Origin of the sequence: Exiguobacterium sp. SL-10 (assembly GCF_004337025.1) — a bacterium.
GTDB lineage: Bacteria > Bacillota > Bacilli > Exiguobacteriales > Exiguobacteriaceae > Exiguobacterium.
Genome location: NZ_SJUP01000002.1, coordinates 55,342 through 72,555, shown reverse-complemented (window position 1 = coordinate 72,555; position 17,214 = coordinate 55,342). Strand labels below are relative to the sequence as shown.

Genomic DNA, 17,214 nt, shown 5'->3' with positions numbered 1-17,214 from the left:
GAAAAAGTGGATGATAACCGTTTTCCATTTTAGCGAACTAAAGCAAACTTGTCAGTTGAGGTGCTTCACAAAAAAGAACCGCACGGGGCGGTTCACTTCAGCGGGTGCTGTTTGAAATGTTCGGCGATATGGCGTCGCATCGATTCACGATTTTCGGCAAAGATGCGATGCCGGTGTCCATTCCCTCCGGATGGATGGGGAAATCCGCTCACGACACGTTCCGGCGCGATGATCCGCTTGTCGACGAGCGTCTCGACGGCACGGCGCACGTTAATCCCCATCGGTAAGATAAGGGCGTCCTCGAGGACAGCCATTTCGTCAGCGAAGCTACCTTCGACATAAGATCGGAACAAGTTCGTCTTCAACATGTCTGGGCTCGATCCGTTATAGTTCTTCCCTTTATAGAAGACCGGATACGGCAACACCGCCGTGTTCTGCACAAGATGGTTCGCCTCGCCGAACAGGTCAAGCGTCGTCGGGAGACCGAGGTGGTGATGCAACTCCAAGTCGTCAAGCATCGTCACCAAGTTCTTACGAATCGGTCCGGAGAAGCTGCCTCGTTGTTTGACGGCTCGGAGCGCCTCCTCGTCGGGCGCGTCCGCTAAATCACGAATCGCCTCGAACGATTGCCGCATTTGGTACAGTCCCGGTGTGATTCCGGTGATGACGACTTTGGCGTTCGGGTTGATGTATTCGAACGGCGCATAATAAATCGTGAGTTGCTTGTTCGAGTCCTCCTCGAGTAAGAACGGTTCACTCTTCAGTGTCGCCTCTTCCAAATCGGGTAGATCGAGAATATGTTGTTTATAGCGTCGAAACAAATCGGTGCGTGTCGGCATGCAAGTCCCTCCTCTGTTTTTCTGTTCCCTAAATCGGTCGATCTTATCGAAGCTTCACGAACTCATCTCGCGCATTGACGCGGCACATCCGCTTTTGTATAGTTAGGAACGACAAAAACGAATAGGAGTGACCACTTTGACTCCAACAGAACCGACGACACGACTCCTCGACCTCCTCAGTGAGCGACACGACCAAATCCGCCGTATCAGTGAACGGGCTTGGAACGAGCAACACGATATCTACATCTCCAACTCCGAATGGTACGTGCTCGCCCGGATTTATCAAACGAAGCCGACCATTGCCGAAGTGACGCGCAACGTCCACATCTCCCGTCAAGCGATCCATAAGCTCATCAAGAACTTGAAAGCGAAAGAACTCGTCACGGTGACCGATCACCCAACGAGCCGGAAAGACAAATGTATCGCCTTGACCGAACTCGGTGTTCGTTGTTATGAACAGAACGAGGCGTTGAAAGCCGAACTCGAACAAAAAATAGCCGATTCACTTGGTGACGACGCGTTCCGACAACTGAAAATGTTGTTGAAAGCCGACTGGAATCTGTAATCTCTCCTAACGATTGGGAGGGATTTTTTTGTGTCATATCTCACCTCAAATGTCAACCGAGTTGACATTTCGTGTCATGAACTACTATACTTGATAAAAGGAAGAGGTGATCGATTTGTTCAAAACTGGTGATTTAATCATCTATTCGACCCACGGAGTCTGCCGCATTGACGACATTTCCGACATGACGGTCGCGGGTGAGACGAAGTCGTACTACACGCTCCATCCCATCAACAACGCACAGAAGTTGCAAATCAGTATCCCTGTCGATAGTGACAAAGTGATGATGTTGACGCTCCTCGAAGCGAAAGAAGCAAAAGAGATCCTCGAATCGTTCCGCTCGCCAGGTGTCGAATGGAATCCCCATCCGAACAACCGCAATCGCGAATTCTTGAACGTCGTGCACTCGGGTAACCGCCACGACATCGCTCAAGTCATCAACACGCTTGCCCGCCGCCAAAGCGAAGCTCTCTTGTTGAACAAAAAGTTATATGAACAGGACCGTAAGATTTTAGAGAACGCTAAAACGATCCTCGTGAAAGAACTTTCGCTCGCGCTTGAATTATCGGAAGAAATCATCGATCAACAAATTGTTGCTTATTTGAGCGAAGAACCTGTCGCCACTACTTGATTGGCCCCTTCCGTGCGAAGAGGTCTTTTTTTATGCAAAAATCACAAAGAAAAAGCGAGAATATAAACATATCCTCGCCTGTACTCGCTTAATTATGGACGACGCCTTTCTCTTTCAGACCGAGCGCCATCGCTGTCGATTCATGAATCGTCTTGAATAGTTCCGGGTGATCCGAGAGCGAGACGCCATAAGACGGCACCATCTCTTTGATTTTCGGTTCCCATTCCGGCATCCGGCTTGGGAAGCACTGCTCGAGTACTTTTAACATGACGTGCACGGCCGTTGAGGCGCCCGGTGACGCACCGAGCAACGCTGCGACCGATCCATCTTTCGCGCTGACAACTTCCGTTCCGAACTGGAGTGTCCCTTTGCCGTCGGGTGTGTCTTTGATGACTTGGACCCGTTGTCCGGCGACGACGATTTCCCAGTCCTCGTTCTTCGCAGTCGGGATGAACTCACGGAGCTCGTCCATTCGTTTGTCATGCGACAAGAGCACCTGCTCAATCAAATATTTCGTGAGCGGCATCTCTTTCGCCCCGGCCGCGAGCATCGTCACGACGTTGTATGGTTTGACCGATTGGATGAGGTCGAGGTTCGAGCCCGTCTTCAAGAACTTCGGCGTAAAGCCGGCAAACGGGCCGAACAACAACTCTTTGCGCCCTTCGATGAACCGCGTGTCGAGGTGCGGCACCGACATCGGCGGTGCGCCGACTTTCGCTTTGCCATATACTTTCGCGTTGTGTTGTTCGATGACGTCACGGTTCTTACAGACGAGGAACAAACCGCTCACCGGGAAGCCACCGATATGCTTCGATTCGGGGATGCCCGTCTTCTGAAGGAGCGGCAGGCTGCCGCCACCGCCACCGATAAACAGGAATGGTGCTGTGTGCGTTTCAATCGTGTTCGCCTGAATATCCCTTACTTTCACTTCCCATAATCCGTTGTCCAACCGTTTGACGTCTTCGACACTATGCTTGTAATTGACCTCGACGCCTTGGCCGGTCAAATGATCGAACAGCATCCGTGTGAGCGCGCCGAAATTGACGTCGGTGCCTGAATCGATTTTCGTCGCCGCGATCGGCTCATCGACGGAACGCCCTTCCATGACGATCGGCATCCAGTCACGGAGCTGTTCCGGGTCATCCGATAAAACCATCCCTTCGAACAACGGATTATTTGTTAGCGCTTCCAAACGTTTTTTCAAGAAGCGGACATCGTTCTCGCCTTGGACCATACTCATATGTGGAATCGAACGGATGAACGCTTCCGGATTTTGAATCAAACCTTTATTGACGAGATGCGCCCAAAACTGACGCGAGATTTGGAACTGCTCATTGACGTTGATCGCTTTCGAGATGTCGAGCGTGCCATCCGGCTTCTCGGTCGTATAGTTCAACTCGCAGAGAGCGGCATGCCCCGTCCCGGCGTTGTTCCATTCGTTCGAACTCTCTTCCCCTGCACTTTCGAGCTTCTCAAACACTTTGACTTCCCACTCTGGTACGAGCTCTTTAAAGAGCGACCCGAGCGTCGCACTCATGATCCCTGCCCCAATCAAAATGACGTCTGTTTTCTTTTGAACACTGCTCATGAAAACCCCATCCTTCTCCCCTGGATTTGTGTATGAGACGATTCGGTAAATCCCCATTCGCCGACTCGCCCCGTTTATAATTGTTATATTGATTATAACGCTTTTGTGATGTTTGATAAGGGTTAAGTACGGAAAAACTTTTTTAGAGATTCTTGTATAGTCAGCTCTACTTAACTAGGGATGTTATGATGAAAACTATGAATATGAAAGAGAATGAGGTAGCTATGATGAAAAAGAAAGTTAAAGTAGTTGCAGCAGTGATCGAAAACGAAAATCAAGAAATTCTCTGCGCTCTTCGCTCAACGAATATGTTGATTCCAAATATGTGGGAGTTCCCTGGTGGAAAAGTTGAAGACGGTGAGAATTTGCAAGAAGCACTCGAACGTGAGATTTCTGAAGAGTTAGCTTGTGAAATCACTGCGCACGAAGTGATTAATGAACATGTACATGAATATGAAACGTTCATCATTCAATTGATTTCATTGCGTGCTGAGTTAAAATCAGGAACGCCTACCGCAACAGAACACGATGCGTTAATTTGGTTAAAACGCGATAACTTACATTCCCTCGTTTGGGCCCCGGCAGATATTCCCGCTGTCAACGACGTCATCAAGCAAACGACAAAAGCCGAGAACGTGTAATCCCCTCACGTCTCGGCTTTTATTAATGCGTTTGTTCATGTAAGTAGTCATAAATTTGTTGGTCAACGCTTTCTTGAAGAAGTAGGTTCATCGTGACAACCGATAACTCTTGTCCGTCTTGATTCAGCATTGTCGTATCTTGAACAGATTCGCGATCCGGTTTGACTTCACCCAAATAGTAGAAATCTCCGCCTTCATCATCATCCTTTTTCACAAAGAGATGAATATCGATCTCTCTTTCCTGTGCCTCAATGATTTTACGTACTTCTTCCGATTTTGTCGTTCTTCTACTTCTCGTATACCAATGAAATACCTCTGGATTAATAAAGGAGTCTCCGTAATTGATGCTAGCTTCAATGTCTTCACCCTTATGGTACGTGACAAAAATTGGACAAGTTTGATGTTTTATTTTATAGCCATAAATCGTTGATTGTTCTTCTTTATCCCAATTCAACAAGCGGCAAGCATCTTTCCTCGTGTACTTTTCAAGTCGGGTTAATGGTTTTGTTTGGTCGTATCGTTGACCTCTAGCTAAGGAGGCGGTTAATACATCTTTAAACAGCTGAGTAAACCACTCATTTTTTAATAAAAATTGCATATGAGATGAAAATTTATATATTTCATTCTCCCATGAAATTAGAGTTTCTCCACCATACTTTAAGCGATCAGCATCTTTAAAAAAGTTTAATGACAATACGTTCTCTAAAGAGTGAATGGTAGCTTTGTCACTCCGTATTTCATGTTTACGCAAATGATGAATAAAGTCTTCTTTATTCAAGCTCTCCTGCTCCAATAGAAGTTGCATTAACAATGTCTCATGTACTCGTTTTCCTGATAATAACTCTTGGCTCACCATCAACAGAATTTTAGAGTGAACGGAGGGAAGATCAGGGAGATCATGCTCCACTATATTCAAAAATGCACCGTAATGACCCTTCTTTGTTCCAATAACAATTGGATCCATTGAATAATGTTCAACAAAATCGCTTAGCATCGGAGGTCTGCCTAAACGATTTTTCAGATTGTGATAAGCCTCTTTTAACACTTTTAAGTCAGTTAGTTTTGCTTGATTTATCGATTCGTAAATGCGCTCTTTTGCGATGGCTTCAAAATTAATAGTCGACGTGCCAGAAATATAGCTACGATCGATCACTTTTCTCCGAATCGAATCTTTATTTTGAGACCGGTCTCCAGATAAGGCGACTGGAATCAAATAGTTATTCTTATAGTTCGCAATAAAATCAACAACTGTCACGTATTGTTTTGAACTATGCTTTCGTAATCCTCGTCCTAGTTGTTGAATAAAAATAATACTAGATTCAGTCTGACGTAACATGACAACTTGATTGATGCTCGGAATATCAATTCCTTCGTTGAATATATCAACTGTTAAAATGTAATCTAAGCGACCTTCTTCCAAGTTAGTCACTTCTACTTGTCTTTTTTCTTGCGAATCATCTCCGGTTAAAGCACATGTTCTAAAACCTCGACGATTCAATTCTTCAGAAAGTCGTTTCGCTTCTCGTTTTGAACTACAGAACATCAAACCACACAAACGCTCCCCCGAAAAACCATAGTAATCAATCTTTTCTATAATTCTTGTCACTCGTTCCTCTGACACGAGCTGATTGAATACATCAATCTCAACTTGATCTCCACTCACCTCAAGATCTGTCACCCCAAAGTAGTGAAAAGGGCATAACATATCTTCTTCAAGCGCTTCTTGCAATCGAATCTCATATGCAATGTTGTAATCAAACAGCTTAAATAAATCATATCCGTCTGAACGTTCAGGAGTTGCCGTCATTCCTAGTAAAAATTCTGGCGTAAAGTGCTCAATAATTCGTTGATACGTAGTCGCTCCTGCCCGATGACTTTCATCAATTAGGATATAATCGAATGCGTTTTGGTCAAACTGATTTAGGGTTTCTTGTTTAGAAATCGTTTGAATGGTCGCAAACACGTATTTAGCATGTATAGCTCTACTCGTTCCAGAAAGAACTCCAAAATCTTCTTCTTTCCCCCCGACTACTCGCTGGAAATCCTGTTTTGCCTTTTGCAGAATTTGCTCCCGATGAACGATAAATAGCATTCGCTTCGGTCGATAGCGACGAACGTCAAACGCGGCTAAATATGTTTTACCTGTACCAGTCGCTGACACGACGAGCGCTCTTGTATTTCCATTTGCACGAACGGCCTCAATTCCATTTAAAGCTGCGAGTTGCATCGAATTAGGTTCTACTTGTAACGCTTCTTTTAATCGATTTACTCCGTACGAGTCTGGAAACTCAGCTACACGTTCTCCGAAGACGGGGCGATACGAACGTTCGTAAGCTGATATCCATTCAGGTGTCAACGGGACTGCAACATTCCACATTTCTTCAAATTGATTGAGGAAGTGTCCGACAATTTCGCCATTCTCGTGAGAGGTTAACTTCAAATTCCACTCGTAATTTGTCTTTAACGCTCCAGACGTCAAATTAGAACTTCCAACAATTAATGAGTAATACTCCTTGTGTTGGAAAATGTATCCCTTAGAGTGGAATGCCTCAACTTCTGAAATGCGAATATCTACATTTTTCAGTTTTAATAGTTCTTTGAAGACTTTAGGTTGATTAAAGTATTGGTACGTCGAAGTCATGACTTTTCCCCGGATACCTTTGTTATGTAAGTCGGAAAGCGTAGATTTTAACGTAGCTAAGCCAGCCTCCGTAATAAACGCAACAGAGAATAAGAAAGATTGGCATCCCTTCAGTTCATCTAGAAGCGAAGTGAGTACATCTTGTCGCTTATGCTTTTCATTCATTAATAACTCAGGTTTAAATGGACTCACGTGATGATGATGCTTATCAATGAAACCCTTTTCTAACGAATTTTTAAGTTGTTCTGCAAAATGGGTCATACGTACCTCCAACATGATTTATACTGAATTCAAATAATTCCAATACTAAGATTTCATTTTACATATATTTCATTATTAGCTTCTGCATAAAAATGATCAAGGAGGAACTTCATGTCTACGTTCTATCTCATCCGTCATTGCTCGGCCATCGGCCAAGAGCCGGACGCCTTACTTACCGAGGCCGGCGAACAGCAAGCACTCGCACTCGCTGAATTTTTTCAAGACGCTCCCGTCAATCGCATCATCTCGAGCGACTACACGCGAGCCCTCGCCTCAATCACACCGCTCGCCACGTCCAAGCAGCTAACCATCGAGACGGAGCCGAAGTTGCGCGAACGCATCCTCTCGCTTGAACCTCGAGACGATTGGTTCGAGTTGCTCCGTCATTCGTTCACCGACACCTCGTTCCGTTTGCCGGGTGCCGAATCGGGTCAAGACGCGACGGACCGGATTTTGAGCGTCATCGATCCACTCGACGACGTAAACGGCGCGACCGTCCTCGTGACGCACGGCAACCTGCTCGCGTTGCTTCTTCAACATGTGGATAACCGCTATGACTTCGACACGTGGCGTAATCTCAGCAATCCTGACGTCTATCGCCTCGAGATTGTGGATAACTCTTGGTCCGTGAATCGTGTCTGGTCTGTCCCTGCCTGTGGATAACGTTATCCACAGAAAAAGCCGCCTCGTGAATGAGACGGCTTTCGTTTTTCATTTCTCCACAAAGAACATCGAGATGGCTCCGAGGCCGACGTGCGTCCCGACCGAGACGCCCATCTGCATGAGATAAATCTCGCCTTTGAAGTCGGATTCGGCTTGAATCTTCGCCTTCAAGTTCTCGGCAATCTTTTGATCTGACGTATAGCCGATGATGACGAAGTTGGTAATGTCGTTGTCGCAGCGTTTGATGAACTCGTCCGTATAGTGCTTGAGCACTTTACGCGTTCCCCGCTCTTTGGCGACGATGGCCCCTTTTCCGTTCTTCATGCTCATGATCGGTTTGACCATCAACAGCTTGCCGATGATCGCGCTCGCGTTCGAGATGCGGCCGCTTTTGATCAAGTGATCCAAGTCGTCGACCGACAAGAAGTGCTTCACTTTCATTTTGTACTTCTCGTTGAAATCGACAAGTTCCTCGAACGTCGCCCCAGCTTCACGCATCTGAGCACTCTTCATCAAAAGCCAGCCGCTCCCGTGGCTCATCGAACGTGAGTCGACGATATGAATCTTCACCGTCGAATCGGGATGCGCCTCTTCGAAATATTCTTTACCGAGCACGGCCGATTGATACGACCCGCTCGTTCCACTCGACATACAGATGCATAAAATCTCGTCATGTCCGCTCTCGACGGCCTCTTCCATCAATCTCATGAACGTCGCCGGACTCGGCATCCCCGTCGTCGGGAATTCCGGTAGCGCTTCCAACATTCCGTAAAACTCATCGGGCTGGATGTCGACACGGTCCTCATACGATTTATTGTCAATCGTGATGATGAGCGGTGCGACGCCAATCTCATATTTTGCTAAAATGTCATCGGATAAATCACAAGTTGAATCTGCTAGTAATTTTATCATGGTACCCTCCAAATAATCGCCCTTAAATGACGAGAATCGTCCTAGACCACTACGTCGATTCAGACGTCACGATAGGACTTCTCCATTGTATCAGATATGGAGGGGGAGATGTTTTTTTGCCAGGCCCGAATATGCGCTTGTTTGCTCGTGTCGAAGCAGCCATTCCTTCCGCCAGAGGCCGCCCGCATAACCCGTCAACGTCCCGTTCGATCCGATGACGCGATGGCACGGGATGACGATGCTCAATCGGTTGCGCCCGTTGGCGCTGCCGACGGCCCGCACGGCACGGGCCCGTCCGAGTGTCACGGCCAGTTCGCGATACGAGGTCGTCTCGGCGTATGGAATCATGACCAGCGCCTGCCACACGTCCTGTTGAAACACCGTCCCCTGCACCTCATACGGGAATGTGAACGCGCGGCGACGTCCGCTGAAATACTCCTCGATTTCTCGGTAGCACGTATTCAACACGTCCGGCGTCATCTCCTCCGCTTCAAAGCAGACGTCATCACGTTCGACGAACAGGATGGAGCGGATGGCCGTCTCTGTCCCGACAATCTCCAGAATCCCAATCGGACTCACGTAGTCCAGTCTATACGTCTCCATATAAGGACCTCCATAGATAGAATGTGGCGTACGCTTCCCATCCGGCAAAGCGTTCCCCGTACTGCCTCACTTCGTCTGCCGTCAACTTGTCGCTTCGCCCGAGGTGATGCTTCAACGCTTGATGCAAACCAGCGTCCGCAGCCGGAAACGCCGTCGGATCTTGGAAACACTTCATCCTTACATACGCGGCCGTCCACTCCCCGACACCGCGTAAGCTCAGCAACCGTTCATGCATCACGTCGGATGACTTGTTCCGTAACTGCTGTTTCGACAATCGTCCGTCCGTCATCTCCTGGGCGATGCCGATGATATATTCTGCTTTCCGGGTGCTGAATTGAAGTGGTCTCAGTTCACTCGGATCGAGGAGCGCAATCGTCTCAGGATTGGGGAAAGCCCAGTACGTCACGCCGTCCACCTTACGGGATGGTCCATATTGCTCGACGAACCGTCGTTTCAGCGTATAGGCGAACGACAGTGTGATCTGTTGGCCAATGACGGCCCACGCGAGCGCCTCGAACAAGTCCGGGAACCCGATCAGGCGTAGCCCCTCGTACTCTCGGACGAGCGGACGCAACAGTTCATCCGTCTCAGCCATTCGCACGAACGCGGCGACGTCTTGGTCGAGGTCGAACCAGTCACGGACGTATCGCTCCACATGTTCTTGTTCCGCGCTCGTGATGATGTCTTCCGGGAACACGATGACGAGCCCTTGGGACGTCTCCCTGATGTCCCCTAGCAGCAATCGTCCGTCGACATCGAACAGCTTTAAGACGGACGTTTCGCGGGCGACATGCATCACTTCATCGTTTGAGCGTCGTAAAAACTGCAGACATTGTTGAAAGTCAAACGGAGCGGTGACGTGAATCTCGAACGATGCGCGACTCATCGGATCCCCCCTTTCGATATAGGCTCGGTGAACATCCCTTTAGCTGTCGGAAGACGCGATAAAAGTTGGATGGGGTTTGAAATCCGACCTCATAACAGATGGCGAGATTGCTCATGTCCGTCGTCCGCAACAAATGGGCCGCCTTGTCGATGCGAACCTTTTCGAGCAGACGGCGCGGCGTCTCGCCCGTCGCTTGCGTGAACGTCCGCTCGACGTAGAACGGGCTCAAGTTGACATGCTCGGCAATTTCCTCGAGCTTGAGCGGCCGTTTGTAATGCGTGAGCACGAACGCCGTCACGTCATGGACGAGCGCACTCGCCGGACTACGGTCAACCTCGGGCTGACATCGCTTGCACGGCCGAAAACCGAACGACTCCGCTTCCGCTTTCGTCTCATAAAAATCGACGTTCTCCCGTTTCGGTTTCCGTGAGCGGCACGAGGGCCGACAGTAAATCCCGGTCGTCTTGACCGCGGTATAGAATTGTCCGTCATACGCCGCGTCACACGCGAGCACTTTCTCCCACTTCTCTTCAAACGTCAGCATCTCAGTCCCCCCTTTTGTTTTACTGTATCAGATTGATTTTCGTTCACTCGTCCTGTTTCTTGCGCTTACAGTCTACATTCCCGCGATTCACGAATCTCATTGATTTTGAATCCGTCTTCGCTTCTGACTCGTACTATGATTACACGACTCGATTGAGTACACTTTAGCTAATCAAGATTTCGATAGTTTTTCAGAAGGAGCACATACGATGCAAAAGCGATTTTCCTGGAAACAACTGAAATGGTTGCTTCCATTCCTATTGATTGGATTGATTCTTTATCAGAGCGGTCAAGAGCTCCAAAACTTGTCGCTCGCCGCAGCGTTTCAAACGTTAGAGGCGTTGACGGGCTTCGAACAGATCGCCTTGATCAGCCTCGGCCTCATTGCGGTCTTGTCGATGACCGGATACGACTACTTTTTATTGCGTTCGCTTGACGTCCATATCCCGCTCTCGAAACTGCTTCGCGCGGCATGGATCACAAACTCGATGAACGGCATGATCGGGTTCGGCGGCGTCATCGGTATCGCGCTCCGGACATCGCTGTATCGGCCGTATACGGATACGAAGCGGTTGCTCCGGGCCATCGGGTGGATGACCCCGACGCTCATCAGCGGCTTGTCTCTGCTTGCTGCAGGGGTGCTGCTCGGGCTCTTCCCGGCCGATGCGCTCACCGAAACGAAACAGTGGATTTGGCCGGTTCTCTTCGCGACACTCGCCGTCTTGCCGCTCTACATATATGTGACGCGGAAGCGGTCGAACTTGGATTGGCCGACATTGCTCGGCTATATCGCGACGTCGCTCGCCGAATGGGTGACGGCCGGACTCGTCGCCTTGTATGCCCTGCATTTACTTGGAGGCGAAGCACCGCTCGCAGCCATGATGGGTGTCTTCATCGTCGCGACCATCGTTGGAGTCGTCTCGCTCGTCCCGGGAGGTGTCGGTTCGTTTGATTTATTATACCTCGTTGGGATGACCCAGATTGGGATCGATCAAGAGATTGTCTTGTCTTCCTTGATCGTCTATCGCTTCGTCTACTTCATCGTCCCATTCATGATTGGCCTGTTCTTGGCGGCGCTCGTCTTCGGGGACCAGGTCGTCAAACAGATCGAATATAAACCGATTATCGGGTCGTCCTATGAAATCGGGACCGTCGTCTGGCGCATCGTGTCGCGCACACTCGCCAAGACCGGACGGCTTGCTGGTAGCTTAATCGCGTTGATGACGAGTCTCGTCCTTTGGTTCCAAACACTGTTACCGAGCGTGTCACCGCTCTATTCGACTGCCCTTTGGTTGCAGTGGATCGGCTCACTCGCGCTGTTCACGGCTGGTCTATTGACGCTACTGACCACGTTCGGCATGTATATCCGGACGAAACGCGTACTCTGGCTCGTCGGCGTCGCAGTTTTCATTGCCAGTATCGGTGTCATCGCGCGCGGTTTCAATCTATTTGAAGCGTTCGTTGTCGGCGCGTTCGCCTTGTTCGTCTGGTTGACCCGGACCCAGCATAAACGCTATCGCTCGATCGTGACTGTCAGCCGCTTCGTCCGGAACGTCGCCTATGTCAGTCTATACGTCGGCACGCATGCGTTCTTGCTGCAGTCGTTCAGTCAGACCGACACGATTTTCTTTGACCCGGACGCGGCCTTTGCATTGAGCCTCACCGCCGTCGTCTTGTCCGGGCTGCTGTTGATCGGCATATTCACGCTGTTCAACCGGTTGAAACGTCCGAAGCTCGGCTCGTCGTTCGAACCGTCCCGCTTCGCGGCGTTTCAAGCCACGCATGCGACGACGAGCGCGTTCGATTTGGCCTATATGAACGACAAATTTATCTATTATGGAGCAGATGACGAGGCGTGTCTGTTGTTCGCCTTATCCGGCAATCACGCCATCGTCCTCGGTGACGTGCAAGGAGTGAGAGACGCCGCGTCACAGCTGTTGCTCGCCTTTATCGAAGAGACGGACCGGCTCGGCTATATCCCGCTCTTTTATCAAGTCACCCCGGACTGGATGCCGCGCCTGCACGATGCCGGGTTCACATTCTTCAAGCTCGGTGAAGAGGCGACGGTCGACGTCTCCACGTTCTCGCTCACCGGAAAAAAGCGCGCCAACATGCGCTCGCTCCATAACCAATTCACGAAGCGGGGCTATACGACCGACATCGTCATGAACCCGTCATCCGAGTTGATGGCGTCGCTGCGCGGCATCTCGGACGACTGGCTTGGCAATCGAAGCGAGAAAGGCTTCTCGCTCGGCTTTTTCAATGAGCAGGCTTTGGTCCACTATCCGGTCGCCCTCCTTCGTGACGAGACCGGACAAGTCGTCGCCTTCATCACGTTGCTCCGCGGCAATGATACCGTCTCCATCGATTTGATGCGTTCCCATGGTGAGGCTCCGCCCGGATCGATCGAGGTGCTGATTCTGTACGTGATTGAGTGGGCACGGTCAAATGACTACGCCCATGTCGGCCTCGGCATGGCACCGCTCGCCTCGGTCGGTGAGCACACGTTCGCGTACTGGCCGGAACGGATTGCGGCCGACATCTTCGAGAACATCAGTTACATCTATCCGTTCAGCGGGCTCCGTCAATTCAAACGTAAGTTCACACCGACGTGGGAAGCCAGATATTTGGCCATCCGCAAGCGTCGGAAACTGCTCCCGTCCTTGCTTCGGACGGCGCGGTTGATCAGCCGGAAAAAAGGACAATGATATTAAGAAAGGAGCGTCTCCACATAATCGAGGCGCTCCTTTTGTTCCGTTATTTCGTTGTCACGCTGACGTTATCAATCGTCACATCGTGCGCGCCGAGCGGCGAGCCGTCCGTGCGGCCGAGCAAGAATTTCATCGCTGTCATGTCCGTCTGTCCCATGACAAACTCGAATTCATACGTGCTCGTCTCAGGAGTAACTTGGACGATTTCGCTCAAGTAACGCGTGTACGCCGCGTTCTCAATCGTCACTTCCATGTTGCGGGAGACTGTCGATTTAGCGTCAAACCGCACGACGTACGTTTGACCTTCATGCAACTCGAGGCCGCCTTGCTCCATGAGCACGCTCCACGGCTCTTGCCCTTCTTGCGTGATTGACAACTGAGCCGCCTCGTTCACCGCTTCGACCGCCGCTTGGGCGTCAAAGTGGACGTATGAGCCCCAATGCGTCAATCCTTCAGTGAACGAACCGTTCTTGAGTGGCGATGGATCAACCTCGACCGGTGTCACATCGAATAATTGCACATCATCGAGTGTGATTTTGCCTTTGGCCGAACCAAGCACGAATTGGAGTTGGCTCAACAAGTCCGACTCTTGCTCCATCGTGAACGGGATTTCAATTGATTGGAAGTCGCGCGTCAACGCCACGTCTTGGAGCGGGAGATACGCTTGTCCGTCCAATCCGTTCAGGCCGACTTGAAGCGATTTGATGCGTTCCGATTTCGCGTTGAAGCGAAGCACGTACTCACGGCCTTCTGTCAATTGAATGCCGTTTTGGACGAGCGTTGCCGGTTGCCCTTTCTTCGCGTTCGTCACGAACTCGAAATGACGAGCTTCCTCATCAACCGTGCCTGTGCCTTTCGTTGCGCCTGGGTCGAACTGCCAGTACGTCAAACGGTCCATTGCCCCTTGATCGAACGTGGCGTTATAGACATGGTTGCCGTCTCCGAGCGCCGGCTTCGTCGCGTTCGGGTCAAGCGCTTCACGCGGTGTCTGTTCGACGCGGACGTTCCCGATTTGGACGCCTGCCGTGCTGAGACCGACGTTGAACTCGAGACGTGCCGCAAGGTCTGTGTCTTCTGCCATGTCGAACGTCATCGAATACGTTTGGACGTCGGTCGTCAAATCGAACGAGCCTTCATCCGAATACTTCGCGTAACCGCGGTCTGGTCCGCCGCCGACTTTGACAGCGATCGAGCGGGCCGAGTCCGCACTCGCGTCGAACGTCACTTTGTAGTGACCGCCTTTGCCGAGTGACACGTTTTGAATCAATTGGTGCGAGTACGGCTGACTACCCGCTTGCGTGATCGAGATATCCGCGAAGCGTGAACCCGCTTGCTCCATCACGTCGATGGATCCGGCTCCACCGAAGTCCGGTAGCGCCACATAGTTCCAATTCACCGGGTCGAGCGCCTGCGAACCGTTCGTCACGGTCGTGATTGGCTCTGTATAGTCTTGATCGTAGACGAGGTTCCCGTCTTCAGACGGTTGTTTCGCTCCATCCGGAAGCACGATCGTTTCATCCGTATACACCGGTTCGATTGCTTCGCGATAGTCGCGGTTCTTCAAATCGAAGACGCGAACGTAATCGACTTTCATATCAGCCGGGAATGGCGTCGTCGCATCGACGTCTCCATCAAACCAACCGCCGACGGCCAAGTTCATAATCAAATAGAAGTTTTGGTCGAACGGTGCCGGATAACTGTATTTCGTCGCTTGGTTCAATCCTTTCGAGTACCAATCGTTTTGAGTCTGATACAATTTCCCGTCAACGTACCAACGCAATTCGCCTGGCTCCCACTCAACCGCATATGTATGCCATTTGTCGATGCCGTCGCCTTCTTCGAAGTGGTAGTCTTTGCCGGTATATTTATTGTTCGGCCAATTCTCGCCGTAATGAATCGTTCCGGCGACCTTGTCAGGCTGGCTGCCCCATGATTCCATGATGTCGATTTCACCAGACGCGGCCCAGGCACCGTAGCGGTCCTGTTCCGGCAACATCCAGAACGCCGGCCATAGCCCTTTGCCGGTCGGAAGCTTCGCACGCATCTCATAACGGCCGTACGTTTGACTAAATTTGCCTTTCGTCGTCAACTTCGCCGACGTGAAATCGTATGACCCGAGTTCGTCTGTCACTTGTTCTTTTTTCGCACGGATGACGAGGCTCCCGTCTTCTACGAAAGCGTTTTCGTTTTTGTCCGTGTAAAATTGCTTCTCATTGTTTCCCCAACCCGGCGTGACCGGCGTACCGTCTTGGTCCTTCAACCAGTTCCCCGTATCAAAGTTCCATTTCGTCTGGTCGATTTCTGGTTGGTCAAACTCATCTGACCAGACGAGCTTCCATTTCGTGTTGTCTTTTTTCTCCGACTTTTCGGCAGATGCGCCTTGTGCGGCAGATAAGACAAGACCAGTCCCGAGTGCAAGTGCGACCCATTTCTTCATTACATTTCCTCCCTTGGCATGAATGAAGGCAGGGACGACGCAATCGACCTTGCCTTTTCTAGTGACGTACAGATTGAAAACACTTTCCGAAAGCGCTTTCGTTAATTGCATTATAAATTTTTTCCATGCCTCGATTCAACCATTTTCTTGAAGTGAAATGAAAATGATATATAAAAAAGCATCGACCGATGACTCAAGTCGATGCTTCCGTAACTGTCCAATCTGAAATTGTGACTTTGAATCCAGGCGCCTCCGTATCTGGACTACAGGCGTACGGTCCGACGCGCAACGTCGAGACGTCATGGAGATGAGCAATCCGTAACTGTTCACGCGTACCGTCCTCGTATTCGAAGAACACCTCAATATCGCCATCGGTATAGACGAGTTCGAACGTCAACCGACCGTGAATGTCCTTGTTCGGGAAATCCCGCGTCGACCAATCCGAATAACCAAAGGATGTGACGACGGCCCCGAGGTGTGACGGTCCGTCCGGGATATATTCGACGGACGTCTTGAGCCAATGCTCGTCGTTAACGTATAGCAGGATGCCGGCCTGATCATATGTATGGCTCGGCTCCATCTCAATCGTCGCCCGGCACGTAAACCGCTTGGCCGCCACGTCCGTCACCAAAGCGTGCGCCGTCATCCGGTTGAAGCCGTAATGGGTGTTCCGCCAAAAATCCGTGTCTGGTGCCGTCTGGAACGTCAGGTGCTCACCTGCGTTCACTTCATTAGGTTTATTGATCCACGTGTACTTCTGCCACATGATTGATTCCTCCCCACTGGCCTCGCATCGCGAACAACAATGGAATCATCGGTTCGTGATACGGAATGAATTCACCTGAACGGATCATGTCGAGAATCATCGCCTCATCCGCCCACTGCACGGCCTGCACTTCCGATTCCTGAAGCGTCAACTCGTCGAGATCGACGTCCGTCTCAACTAGATAGATGTCGTCGAACCCCTCGTCAAAGTTAACCGTCAAATGCGGTCGCGTGTTCGATAAATCGAGTTTCAGCCCAATTTCTTCTTCGAGCTCGCGCATCGCCGCTTGTTGGCTCGTATCGCCGACCGTTGCGCTGCCACCGACCGTGATGTCCCACATGTTCGACCAACCGTCTTTGAACGGTTGGCGCTGCTGAATTAACATCTGTCCATCTTTGTTGAAAATGCAGACGTGGATGACGAGATGATAATCGCCGTTCTCGAGACGGTTGCCCCGTTGCCACGTCCGCCCTGTCTTCTTGCGGTCCACATCATACACATCCCAAAACTCCATCGTTCCATCCCCT

Annotated in this window: 15 protein-coding genes; 5 read left to right on the top strand and 10 right to left on the bottom strand. The window is 50.3% G+C overall.

From position 1 onward, the window contains the following. Nucleotides 1–92 precede the first annotated feature (92 nt). A complete protein-coding gene (locus EVJ33_RS03300) occupies nucleotides 93–839 on the bottom strand; it encodes a hypothetical protein (RefSeq protein ID WP_131434430.1) in 747 nt (248 codons plus the stop codon). 136 nt (nucleotides 840–975) lie between these two features. On the opposite strand from EVJ33_RS03300, the gene EVJ33_RS03295 reads away from it, so the two are divergent. Then, nucleotides 976–1,404 (top strand): MarR family winged helix-turn-helix transcriptional regulator, encoded by a 429-nt coding sequence (locus EVJ33_RS03295; RefSeq protein ID WP_131434428.1) that lies wholly within the window; start codon nucleotides 976–978, stop codon nucleotides 1,402–1,404. A 106-nt stretch (nucleotides 1,405–1,510) separates the two neighbouring features. Further along, the gene (locus tag EVJ33_RS03290) at nucleotides 1,511–2,035 is read left to right on the top strand and encodes a CarD family transcriptional regulator (protein WP_131434426.1); all 525 of its coding nucleotides are present in this window, start codon (nucleotides 1,511–1,513) and stop codon (nucleotides 2,033–2,035) included. 88 nt (nucleotides 2,036–2,123) lie between these two features. Here the strand turns inward: EVJ33_RS03290 and mqo are convergent, their stop codons facing one another. Beyond that, complete coding sequence (gene mqo / locus EVJ33_RS03285; RefSeq protein WP_131434424.1) at nucleotides 2,124–3,623, bottom strand: malate dehydrogenase (quinone); 1,500 nt, start codon at nucleotides 3,621–3,623, stop codon at nucleotides 2,124–2,126. A gap of 227 nt (nucleotides 3,624–3,850) precedes the next feature. On the opposite strand from mqo, the gene EVJ33_RS03280 reads away from it, so the two are divergent. Then, the gene (locus tag EVJ33_RS03280; protein ID WP_131434422.1) at nucleotides 3,851–4,264 is read left to right on the top strand and encodes a (deoxy)nucleoside triphosphate pyrophosphohydrolase; all 414 of its coding nucleotides are present in this window, start codon (nucleotides 3,851–3,853) and stop codon (nucleotides 4,262–4,264) included. Between the two features lie 22 nt (nucleotides 4,265–4,286). Here EVJ33_RS03280 and EVJ33_RS03275 read toward each other — a convergent pair whose 3' ends face one another. After that, a complete protein-coding gene (locus EVJ33_RS03275) occupies nucleotides 4,287–7,166 on the bottom strand; it encodes a DEAD/DEAH box helicase (protein WP_131434420.1) in 2,880 nt (959 codons plus the stop codon). 111 nt (nucleotides 7,167–7,277) lie between these two features. Here EVJ33_RS03275 and EVJ33_RS03270 point away from each other — a divergent pair, with 111 nt between their 5' ends. Beyond that, the gene (locus tag EVJ33_RS03270; protein ID WP_131434418.1) at nucleotides 7,278–7,829 is read left to right on the top strand and encodes a histidine phosphatase family protein; all 552 of its coding nucleotides are present in this window, start codon (nucleotides 7,278–7,280) and stop codon (nucleotides 7,827–7,829) included. Nucleotides 7,830–7,877: 48 nt separating this feature from the next. On the opposite strand, the gene EVJ33_RS03265 is transcribed toward EVJ33_RS03270, so the two are convergent. From EVJ33_RS03265 to EVJ33_RS03250, 4 genes are all read right to left on the bottom strand, one after another. Continuing rightward, nucleotides 7,878–8,741: a DegV family protein gene (locus EVJ33_RS03265; protein ID WP_131434416.1), complete on the bottom strand. Its 864-nt coding sequence runs from the start codon at nucleotides 8,739–8,741 to the stop codon at nucleotides 7,878–7,880. A 90-nt stretch (nucleotides 8,742–8,831) separates the two neighbouring features. Next, the gene (locus EVJ33_RS03260; RefSeq protein WP_131434414.1) at nucleotides 8,832–9,344 is read right to left on the bottom strand and encodes a methylated-DNA--[protein]-cysteine S-methyltransferase; all 513 of its coding nucleotides are present in this window, start codon (nucleotides 9,342–9,344) and stop codon (nucleotides 8,832–8,834) included. Continuing rightward, on the bottom strand, nucleotides 9,331–10,230 hold the full coding sequence (locus tag EVJ33_RS03255) for a DNA-3-methyladenine glycosylase family protein (protein WP_131434412.1): 900 nt from the start codon (nucleotides 10,228–10,230) through the stop codon (nucleotides 9,331–9,333). Before EVJ33_RS03255 ends, EVJ33_RS03260 begins: the two co-directional genes overlap by 14 nt. After that, complete coding sequence (locus EVJ33_RS03250; protein ID WP_131434410.1) at nucleotides 10,187–10,774, bottom strand: bifunctional transcriptional activator/DNA repair enzyme AdaA; 588 nt, start codon at nucleotides 10,772–10,774, stop codon at nucleotides 10,187–10,189. Before EVJ33_RS03250 ends, EVJ33_RS03255 begins: the two co-directional genes overlap by 44 nt. Before the next feature lie 208 nt (nucleotides 10,775–10,982). On the opposite strand from EVJ33_RS03250, the gene mprF reads away from it, so the two are divergent. Next, nucleotides 10,983–13,481 carry a bifunctional lysylphosphatidylglycerol flippase/synthetase MprF gene (mprF, locus tag EVJ33_RS03245; RefSeq protein ID WP_131434408.1) on the top strand — a complete coding sequence of 833 codons (2,499 nt, stop codon included), beginning with the start codon at nucleotides 10,983–10,985 and terminating at the stop codon, nucleotides 13,479–13,481. A 49-nt stretch (nucleotides 13,482–13,530) separates the two neighbouring features. On the opposite strand, the gene EVJ33_RS03240 is transcribed toward mprF, so the two are convergent. From EVJ33_RS03240 to EVJ33_RS03230, 3 genes are all read right to left on the bottom strand, one after another. Next, nucleotides 13,531–15,921: a carbohydrate binding domain-containing protein gene (locus tag EVJ33_RS03240; protein WP_131434406.1), complete on the bottom strand. Its 2,391-nt coding sequence runs from the start codon at nucleotides 15,919–15,921 to the stop codon at nucleotides 13,531–13,533. 193 nt (nucleotides 15,922–16,114) lie between these two features. Continuing rightward, nucleotides 16,115–16,687, bottom strand: coding sequence for a DUF1349 domain-containing protein (locus EVJ33_RS03235; protein WP_131434404.1), 573 nt, complete (start codon nucleotides 16,685–16,687; stop codon nucleotides 16,115–16,117). After that, the gene (locus EVJ33_RS03230; RefSeq protein WP_131434402.1) at nucleotides 16,659–17,201 is read right to left on the bottom strand and encodes an NUDIX hydrolase; all 543 of its coding nucleotides are present in this window, start codon (nucleotides 17,199–17,201) and stop codon (nucleotides 16,659–16,661) included. Before EVJ33_RS03230 ends, EVJ33_RS03235 begins: the two co-directional genes overlap by 29 nt. Nucleotides 17,202–17,214 lie beyond the last annotated feature (13 nt).

Bases quoted from the DNA above. Each gene is read 5' to 3' on its own strand.
- EVJ33_RS03300 (WP_131434430.1), bottom strand. From the start codon at position 839: ATGCCGACACGCACCGATTTGTTTCGACGCTATAAACAACATATTCTC.
- mqo (WP_131434424.1), bottom strand. From the start codon at position 3,623: ATGAGCAGTGTTCAAAAGAAAACAGACGTCATTTTGATTGGGGCAGGG.
- EVJ33_RS03280 (WP_131434422.1), top strand. From the start codon at position 3,851: ATGAAAAAGAAAGTTAAAGTAGTTGCAGCAGTGATCGAAAACGAAAAT.
- EVJ33_RS03275 (WP_131434420.1), bottom strand. From the start codon at position 7,166: ATGACCCATTTTGCAGAACAACTTAAAAATTCGTTAGAAAAGGGTTTC.
- EVJ33_RS03270 (WP_131434418.1), top strand. From the start codon at position 7,278: ATGTCTACGTTCTATCTCATCCGTCATTGCTCGGCCATCGGCCAAGAG.
- EVJ33_RS03265 (WP_131434416.1), bottom strand. From the start codon at position 8,741: ATGATAAAATTACTAGCAGATTCAACTTGTGATTTATCCGATGACATT.
- EVJ33_RS03260 (WP_131434414.1), bottom strand. From the start codon at position 9,344: ATGGAGACGTATAGACTGGACTACGTGAGTCCGATTGGGATTCTGGAG.
- EVJ33_RS03255 (WP_131434412.1), bottom strand. From the start codon at position 10,230: ATGAGTCGCGCATCGTTCGAGATTCACGTCACCGCTCCGTTTGACTTT.
- EVJ33_RS03250 (WP_131434410.1), bottom strand. From the start codon at position 10,774: ATGCTGACGTTTGAAGAGAAGTGGGAGAAAGTGCTCGCGTGTGACGCG.
- mprF (WP_131434408.1), top strand. From the start codon at position 10,983: ATGCAAAAGCGATTTTCCTGGAAACAACTGAAATGGTTGCTTCCATTC.
- EVJ33_RS03240 (WP_131434406.1), bottom strand. From the start codon at position 15,921: ATGAAGAAATGGGTCGCACTTGCACTCGGGACTGGTCTTGTCTTATCT.
- EVJ33_RS03235 (WP_131434404.1), bottom strand. From the start codon at position 16,687: ATGTGGCAGAAGTACACGTGGATCAATAAACCTAATGAAGTGAACGCA.
- EVJ33_RS03230 (WP_131434402.1), bottom strand. From the start codon at position 17,201: ATGGAGTTTTGGGATGTGTATGATGTGGACCGCAAGAAGACAGGGCGG.